General features: G+C 72.9%; 4 protein-coding genes. 3 read left to right on the top strand and 1 reads right to left on the bottom strand.

Annotated features, from left to right (window positions below):
- Positions 1-661: 661 nt before the first annotated feature.
- Complete coding sequence (locus tag ACGFI9_RS36480) at positions 662-2,446, bottom strand: beta-N-acetylhexosaminidase (RefSeq protein WP_393185527.1); 1,785 nt, start codon at positions 2,444-2,446, stop codon at positions 662-664.
- 310 nt (positions 2,447-2,756) lie between these two features.
- Here ACGFI9_RS36480 and ppdK point away from each other — a divergent pair, with 310 nt between their 5' ends.
- The 3 genes from ppdK to ACGFI9_RS36465 all read left to right on the top strand — a co-directional run bounded on the left by ppdK (position 2,757) and on the right by ACGFI9_RS36465 (position 7,178).
- Positions 2,757-5,465: a pyruvate, phosphate dikinase gene (ppdK, locus tag ACGFI9_RS36475; protein ID WP_393185525.1), complete on the top strand. Its 2,709-nt coding sequence runs from the start codon at positions 2,757-2,759 to the stop codon at positions 5,463-5,465.
- A gap of 127 nt (positions 5,466-5,592) precedes the next feature.
- The gene (locus ACGFI9_RS36470; protein ID WP_393185523.1) at positions 5,593-5,946 is read left to right on the top strand and encodes a VOC family protein; all 354 of its coding nucleotides are present in this window, start codon (positions 5,593-5,595) and stop codon (positions 5,944-5,946) included.
- Positions 5,943-7,178, top strand: a complete 1,236-nt coding sequence (locus tag ACGFI9_RS36465; RefSeq protein WP_393185521.1) for a deoxyguanosinetriphosphate triphosphohydrolase — start codon at positions 5,943-5,945, stop codon at positions 7,176-7,178. The genes ACGFI9_RS36470 and ACGFI9_RS36465 overlap by 4 nt, the downstream gene beginning before the upstream one ends.
- Position 7,179 lies beyond the last annotated feature (1 nt).

Below are 7,179 nucleotides of genomic sequence, written 5' to 3'. Positions count from 1 at the left end.
ATGTGATCAACCTTCCGTTCGGGGGTTGGCGGCACACGCGACAGGGGGGGTGCGTGCGGGTACCGCTGGAAGAAGTCTTCGATGGGTGCCCGGCGGTCAACGGGGGTGACCTGCTCGGGCGGTCCGGGGGTGTAACCGTCGGCGGCGGGGAGTGATTCCCTCGGCCTGATCCGACGTCCCGGGGTGATGTAACGACCGGGGCTCGGGGGTGATTCCCTGGCTCACGGCTCGGACCGGTGGTGCGCGGGTCCGGGTGATGTAACGACCGGCCGGGGCCGGTCATTCCAACCGCCGCTGCCTCGCCCCGGGGGGCGGGATGCTGCGCGGCCCGCCATGTACAACGACCCCGCCCCCGGCATGATTCCGCCCCGACGGTGGCGCCGACCACCCGACCCGACCGGCCCGAAACCGGACAACACATGCCGCAACCCGCCGTCACGAACCGGACATCCACCCCAGGTGGGCGCCTCCGGAGGATAGGCGTTGCAGGGTGCACCCAGGCCGGGCGGGCTGACGAGGCGCTGAGCCCACTTGGGCCGGTCGGCAGAGCGCCCGACCGGACATTCCACTCACGCCGTCCGCTGTTCGAACGGTGAGTGGAACGCCATGGGTGTCTCGCGGGGCCTGAGATGTCCATGGCGTTCCACCGAGGCGCTGGTGGTCAGTGGGTGTCGGCCGTGGTGTCGCGGGTGGGTTGGGTGGGGATGGTGGGCGTCGCCGGCCACGGGACGTCGGGGGAGGGGTGGAAGGTGATGCCGGCGGCCGTCCAGCGCGGGCCGTGGCCGGCCAGCCGCTCGCGGAAGCCCGCCCAGTCGTGCGTCGGCCGGGGTGACCAGCCCAGCTCGGCGAGGGCGGGCAGGCGCGGGAAGAACATGAACTCCACCTCGGCCAGGGTGGTGACCGACTCGGTCCAGAGCGGCGCCTCCACCCCCAGCACGGCCTCGACCGGTACGCCGGTCAGGTGCGTGCCCGGATCCCAGTCGTACGCCCGGTGCACGTCGATGAGGCCGGCCCAGTCGTGCCCGATCGGGGTGTCCGGGGCGTACTTCATGTCCAGGTAGGCGCGGTTGCCGGGGGAGAGGATGACCCGGGCGCCGCGGCGTACCGCGTCGGCGGTCTCAGGGTCGTCGCCGTTGGTGCCCCACCACTGGAGCACCCGGCCGTCGACGTGCCCGGCCGGGGCGAGCTGGTGCCAGCCGACCACGGTCTTCCCGGTGTCCGCCACGATCCGTTGCGCCCGCTCGACGAAGCCGGTGTACGCCGCGCCCTTGACCTTGAACGCCTCGTCGCCGCCGAGGTGCAGCCAGGGGCCGGGGGTCAGCCCGGCCACCTCGCCGACCACGTCGGCGACGAAGTCGTACGTCCGCTCGTCGGCCGGGTCGACGTAGCTGAAGCCGACCTCGGTGCCGGTGTACGGCGGCGGCGGGATCTTGCCCGGCGCCAGCTCGGGGTACGCGACCAGGGCCGCGTTGGTGTGCCCGGGCAGGTCGATCTCCGGCACCACGGTGACGTGGCGACGGGCGGCGTACGCGACGATCCGGCGGTAGTCGGCGTTGGTGTACCAGCCGCCCGGCCCGCCGCCCACCTCGGTGGTCCCACCCACCTCGGCGAGTCGGGGCCAGGAGTCGACGGCGATCCGCCACCCCTGGTCGTCGGTGAGGTGCAGGTGCAGGTGGTTGAGCTTGTAGCGGGCCAGGTGGTCGACCACCCGCAGCACGTCCTCGACGCCGAAGAAGTGCCGGGCCACGTCGAGCATGGCGCCCCGGTACGGGAAGCGCGGCCGGTCGACGATCGTGCCCCCGGGCACCGCCCAGCGCTCGGTGACCGGGGTGGCGCTCTCGATGGCCGCCGGCAGGAGCTGCCGCAGCGTCTGCGCGCCGTGGAACAGCCCGGCCGGGGTCGCGGCGGTGATCCGGACCCCGTCCCGGGTGATGTCGAGGCGGTAGCCCTCGTCGCCCAGCTCCGCGCCGCTCGGCAGGCCATTGCCGGCTGCCGGGTCGGCCCACCCGCCGCCGGCAGCACCGGCCGCGTCGCCGGGAGCAGCGCCGGTGACCGGATCGGCCGCGCCGGCGGTGGTCGCGGTCGACACGGTGAGCGCCAGCGGGTCGCCGGGCTCGGCGTCCGCGGTGTCGGTGACCGGGAGCGGGTAGCCGGTGGCGGGGCGCAGCCACTCGGCGAGCTGCTCGGCGACGTCCCGGCCGGCCGCGCTGACCCGGATCGCCGCGTCCTCGGGGAGGGTGAAGTCGGTCGCCGGGTCCGGTGCCACGTGCTCGGGCGCGGGCACCACGTCACCGAGCCGGACCGGGGCGGGCGGGGCGAGCAGGTCGCCGGCCCGGCGGGCGGCGGTCCGGGCCAGGTCGGCGGCGGCCGGCTGCTGGGTGGGGAGGCCGGTGCGGTCGAGCGGTTCGGGACCGCTCTCGGACGGGGCGGTGGGGGTGGTGGGCACGGCGACGGCTCCGGGGTGTATTTGCGCGGGATATGGCAAAGGTGAGGTTCAGCGGAAACCAGTGCCGTCAAGAGTACGAGGGGAATCGGAATTGCGTGATCCTGCGCGTGGAAGCGTTCCCAAAAACCGGTACGGACGCGGATAGTGGTGATGGTTGTGCCGATTGTCACCGAACGGTCCCAGCCCACTCGATGTTCGCTTAACCTTCGCCCCACCGATCGCTGACGTGCCGGGATTACCGGTGGTCGCTCCCGGGGTATGTCCGAACTGAACCTTCGTTAAGTGTCAATGGCGCGCGTGGGAGGCTCTGGTGGCAGCGCAAGAGACGGTCGAGCACAAGTACGTCTACGACTTTGCCGAGGGCAACAAGGACCTCAAGGACCTGCTCGGCGGCAAGGGGGCCAACCTCGCCGAGATGACCAATCTCGGCCTGCCGGTCCCGCCCGGCTTCACCATCACCACCGAGGCCTGCAAGGCGTACCTGACGACCGGCCGGGAGCCGGACGGGCTGGCCGGGCAGATCGAGGCGCACCTGGAGTCCCTGGAACGGGAGATGGGCCGCAAGCTCGGCGACCCGGACGACCCGCTGCTGGTCTCCGTACGCTCCGGCGCCAAGTTCTCCATGCCCGGCATGATGGAGACCGTCCTCAACGTCGGCCTCAACGACCGGAGTGTGGTCGGGCTCAGCGCGCAGGCCGGCGGCAACGACCGGTTCGCCTGGGACTCCTACCGCCGCCTGATCCAGATGTTCGGCAAGACCGTCTGTGACGTGCCGGGCGAGGAGTTCGAGCACGCCATCGACGACGCCAAGCGGGCCAAGGGCACGGACAACGACCTCGACCTGGACGCCGACGACCTGCGCGGGCTGGTCGACTCGTTCAAGAAGATCTTCGCCAAGCACACCGGGCGGGAGTTCCCGCAGGAGCCCCGGGAACAGCTCGACCTGGCCATCCGCGCGGTCTTCGACTCGTGGAACGCCGAGCGCGCCGTGGTCTACCGCCGGCAGGAGCGGATCCCCGCCGACCTGGGCACCGCGGTCAACGTGGTGGCCATGGTCTTCGGCAACCTCGGCCCGGACTCCGGCACCGGCGTCGCCTTCACCCGCGACCCCGCCAGCGGGGCGCAGGGCATCTACGGCGACTACCTGGCCAACGCCCAGGGCGAGGACGTGGTCGCCGGCATCCGCAACACCGTGCCGCTGGAGGAGTTGCAGCGGATCGACAAGAAGTCCTACGACGAGCTGCTCGGCTACATGGCCCGGCTCGAGGAGCACTACAAGGACCTCTGCGACATCGAGTTCACCATCGAGCGCGGCAAGCTCTGGATGCTCCAGACCCGGGTCGGCAAGCGCACCGCCGCCGCCGCGTTCGTCATCGCGGGTCAGCTCGTCGACGAGGGCCTGATCGACCTGGACGAGGCGCTGCACCGGGTCAACGGGGCGCAGCTCGCCCAGCTGATGTTCCCCCGGTTCAAGCTCGACCACGAGTTCGAGCCGGTGGCCAAGGGCATCGGGGCGTCGCCGGGCGCGGCGGTCGGCAAGGTCGTCTTCACCTCCGCCCGCGCGGTCGAGCTGGCCGCCGAGGGCGAGCCGGTGATCCTGGTCCGGCGGGAGACCAACCCGGACGACCTGAACGGCATGATCGCCGCCAAGGGCATCCTCACCTCGCGCGGCGGCAAGACCAGCCACGCCGCCGTGGTGGCCCGGGGCATGGGCAAGACCTGCGTCTCCGGCGCGGACCAGCTGGACGTCAACATCCCGGCGAAGAAGTTCACCGTCGCCGGGCAGACCGTCAACGAGGGCGACGTCGTCTCCATCGACGGCACCACCGGCAAGGTCTACCTGGGCGAGGTGCCGGTCATGCCGTCCGAGGTGGTGCAGTACTTCGAGGGCACCCTCGACCCGGAGCAGACCGACGACCCGCTGGTCCGGGCCGTACACCGGATCATGACGCACGCCGACGCCACGCGGCGGCTGCGGGTCCGGACGAACGCCGACACCGGTCCGGACGCGGCGCGGGCGCGGCGGTTCGGCGCCGAGGGCATCGGCCTGTGCCGCACCGAGCACATGTTCCTCGGCGACCGGCGGGAGCTGGTCGAGCGGCTGATCCTCGCCGGCACCGACGCCGAGCGGGAGGAGGCCCTCGCCGCGCTGCTGCCGCTGCAGCGGGAGGACTTCATCGAGATCTTCCGGGAGATGGACGGCCTGCCGGTCACCATCCGGCTGATCGACCCGCCGCTGCACGAGTTCCTGCCCCCGCTGGAGCAGCTCGCGGTCAACGTGGCGGTCGCCCAGGAGCGCGGCGAGGACGTGGCCAAGGAGGAGGCGCTGCTCGCCGCCGTCCGGCGGATGCACGAGGAGAACCCGATGCTCGGCCTCCGCGGCGTCCGGCTCGGCCTGGTCATCCCGGGCCTGTTCGCCATGCAGGTCCGCGCGATCGCCGAGGCCGCCGTCACGGTCGTCCGGGCCGGCGGCTCGGCCTGCCCGGAGATCATGGTCCCGCTGGTCGGCGCCGTGCAGGAGCTGGAGACGGTACGCGCCGAGGCCGAGAAGATCATCGCCGAGGTGGTCGGGGACAGCGGTGTCGAGGTGCTGATCGGCACCATGATCGAGGTGCCCCGGGCCGCGCTGACCGCCGGGCAGATCGCCGAGGCGGCGCAGTTCTTCTCCTTCGGCACCAACGACCTCACCCAGATGGGCTGGGGCTTCTCCCGGGACGATGTCGAGGGCGCGTTCTTCTGGCGCTACCTGGAGCTGGGCATCTTCGGCATCTCGCCGTTCGAGTCCATCGACCGGGAGGGGGTCGGCCGGCTGGTCCGGATCGCCGCCGAGGAGGGCCGGGCCGCCCGGCCGGGACTCAAGCTCGGCGTCTGCGGCGAGCACGGCGGCGACCCCGACTCGGTGCACTTCTTCCACGAGGTCGGGCTCGACTACGTCTCCTGCTCGCCGTTCCGGGTGCCGGTGGCCCGGCTGGAGGCGGGTCGCGCGGCGGTGACCACCACGGGCTCCGACTCCCGCTGACCGGGTGACGAAACCGGGGCCGCCGGCGCTCAAGTCGGCGGCCCCGCTTCCGCCCGGCGGGCCATCTCCGCCCGCCGGGCGTAACCTGGGCTCGCCCGCGTACGAGTCGATCAGGAGAGGTGGCCGCATGACCAGCGTCTGGGAGAACCTGACCGTCGAGGCCCAGGACCCGTCGCGGCTCGCCCACTGGTGGGCCGAGGCACTCGGCTACCAGGTGATCAGCGAGAAGCCGGACGAGGTGGAGATCCGCCGCTCGCCCGACGCGCTGCCCGGCATCGTCTTCGTCCCGGTCGCCGCGTCCAAGGAGGGCAAGAACCGGCTGCACATCGACCTGCGCCCGGCCGACCAGGAGGCCGAGGTGGAGCGCCTGGTCGACATGGGGGCCCGGCACGTCGACATCGGTCAGGGCGAGGCGGACTGGACGGTGCTGTCCGACCCCGAGGGCAACGAGTTCTGCGTGCTCCGTGAGCGCCAGGGGTGAGCCGGGCTGACGACGGGGCGCGCCTCGTCGTCGAGGCGCCCAAGGACACCGGGTACGGGCGGTCGCCGTACGAGCGGGACCGGGCGCGGGTGCTGCACTCGGCGGCGTTCCGCCGGCTCGCCACCAAGACCCAGGTGCACACGGCTGGCACCGACGACTTCCTGCGTACCCGGCTGACCCACTCGCTCGAGGTGGCGCAGATCGCCCGCGAGATGGGCGCCCGGCTGGGCTGCGACCCGGACGTGGTGGACACCGCCGGGTTGGCGCACGACCTCGGGCATCCGCCGTTCGGGCACAACGGCGAGGACGCCCTGGACGCCCTCGCCGCCGACTGCGGCGGCTTCGAGGGGAACGCCCAGACGCTGCGGGTGCTCACCCGGCTGGAGGCGAAGGTGCTCGCCCCGGACGGCCACTCCGCCGGGCTCAACCTCACCCGGGCCTCGCTCGACGCGGTCAGCAAGTACCCGTGGCAGCGCCGTCCGGGCCGGCGCAAGTTCGGGGTGTACGCCGACGACCGTCCGGTCTTCGACTGGCTGCGCGCCGGCAGCCCGCCCGGTGAGCGGCGCTGCCTGGAGGCCCAGGTGATGGACTGGGCCGACGACGTGGCGTACTCGGTGCACGACGTCGAGGACGGCATCCACGGCGGGTACGTCAGCCTGCGCCCGCTGCTCGCCGACCCGGAGGAGCGCCGGGCGCTCTGCGCCGACGTGGCGGCCGCGTACTCCGGGGAGGCCCCCGAGGACCTGGGCGAGGTGCTGGCGGAACTGCTGGCCGAGCCGGTGCTCGCCCCGCTCGCCACGTACGACGGCAGCCACCGGGCCCTCGCCGCGCTGAAGACGACCACCAGCGTGCTCACCGGCCGGTTCGTCGCCACGGTGGTGGCCGCCACCCAGGAGCGCCACGGCCCCGGCCCGCACCGCCGGTACGCCGCCGACCTGGTGGTGCCGCGTCGGATCCGGGTCCAGTGCGCGCTGCTCAAGGGCATCGCGCTGCGCTACGTGATGCGCCGCCCCGGCGCCGGCCCCCGGTACGCCCGCCAGCAGGAGATCCTCGCCGAGCTGGTGGCCGCCCTGCTCGACCGGGCACCGGACGCGCTCGACCCGGTCTTCGCCCCGCTCTGGCGGGACGCCCCCGACGACGCCGCCCGCCTCCGCGTGGTGATCGACCAGGTCGCCTCGCTCACGGACCCGGCCGCCCTCGCCTGGCACGCCCGCCTGCTCCCCCCGGCCTGAC

This window comes from Micromonospora sp. NPDC048930 (genome assembly GCF_043197935.1).
In the GTDB taxonomy this organism is placed as follows: Bacteria; Actinomycetota; Actinomycetes; order Mycobacteriales; family Micromonosporaceae; genus Micromonospora.
The sequence above is the reverse complement of the archived record's forward strand: the minus strand, read 5'-3'. Positions and strand labels throughout refer to the sequence as shown.

Excerpts from the sequence above, each read along its gene's own strand:
- ACGFI9_RS36470 (WP_393185523.1), top strand. The coding sequence starts at position 5,593 with ATGACCAGCGTCTGGGAGAACCTGACCGTCGAGGCCCAGGACCCGTCG.